Origin of the sequence: Endozoicomonas sp. ALB115 (assembly GCF_049310245.1) — a bacterium.
Lineage (GTDB): Bacteria > Pseudomonadota > Gammaproteobacteria > Pseudomonadales > Endozoicomonadaceae > Endozoicomonas.
The window spans coordinates 1-1,158 of record NZ_JBLYZG010000193.1 but is presented as its reverse complement, the minus strand read 5'-3'; the positions used below and the strand labels follow the sequence as shown (position 1 = coordinate 1,158).

Genomic DNA, 1,158 nt, shown 5'->3' with positions numbered 1-1,158 from the left:
CAGCTACTCCCGATGAATACACGTCAGCTGCCACAACCAGAAAACTGACATACTCATAATTTCTGAAAACACAAGAGAACCCTCAACTTTCGCTGCTAAGAAAAATAACTATCATCACCCTGAAAAATTCTGGCTATCTTGCCAAATCATGATGTGTCAAAAGCTATCTTTTGTGCTTTAGCACCATGGGCAATGGCTTTAAACAAACTGTCCCAGCTATCAATCATTAACGTGAGAAAGAAGCTGGTGATTTTCCTCCATAATCGCTTTCGTGTAGGCTTCTTTGGTTTATTTAAAGCCTGCTGAAATTTTGGACAAGAAAATTCCTGAATCTGATCAACCAGGAATGCGAGAAAAGTAAGGTAGGCGAAATTCGTAGCCAGATGTTTTTCGCCATGACCGTAATTGTGTTCAAGTTGATAGCCTTGATTTTTCAGGGTATTAAACGTTTCATTTTCAATGCGCCATCTACAACGGCCTCCTCGCATCACGGATTCAACGGTATCATCGGTTAATTCAAGATCAGTTACCCAGCACCAGACATGCTGGATCCCTTTTTTGTCGATTTCAATGTAATCCAGAACATTAACCCGCTCTGTTTCATCCTGAAGATTGAGGGGGACGTTATTGGCGTAGCGGAATTTATGAGTCGTGTTATTTTTCTCATCAACGATTTTGTGGTGATGAACCTGGCCTTCGTCATAAAGGGCATTCATGGCCTCAATAAGCGACACATGGTTACCATCTTTGGCCACGATAATATAGTGCCAGCCATGCTCTCTGATCAGAGCAATGGTAGGGTTGTCCGCATATAGACCATCCAGAAGAATCACCAGTTTCAGGCGTGGATGGTCATGTTTTGTCTGCGCCAGAAAACGTCTTATTGCCGCTTTTTCACAATCATTTTTTGTGGAACCATCCTGTCGGCAAATTGCTTCCGGCGCTAAAGGAATGACGGTTTTTCTGGAAGGGTGGACAATACAGCCCCCCATAATATTGTGGTAAAAGGTTTCACTTTTTTTGCCCTCGTTTTTAATGCAGCAGTCATCACAGCGGCAGGTTCCCGAATAAAAGAGACCCGTACCATCAATAGGAAGCAGATAAAGATCTTTCAACTTGCCACATTCGAATGCATAAGCTTGCAGAGCACCATTGCGC

1 protein-coding gene is annotated in these 1,158 nt (G+C 43.0%); it reads right to left on the bottom strand.

Annotated features, from left to right (window positions below; genetic code table 11):
* Window positions 1-146: 146 nt before the first annotated feature.
* Window positions 147-1,158 (bottom strand): transposase (locus ACO6VE_RS24570; protein WP_422464137.1); only part of this gene is annotated, 1,012 nt, incomplete at its 5' end.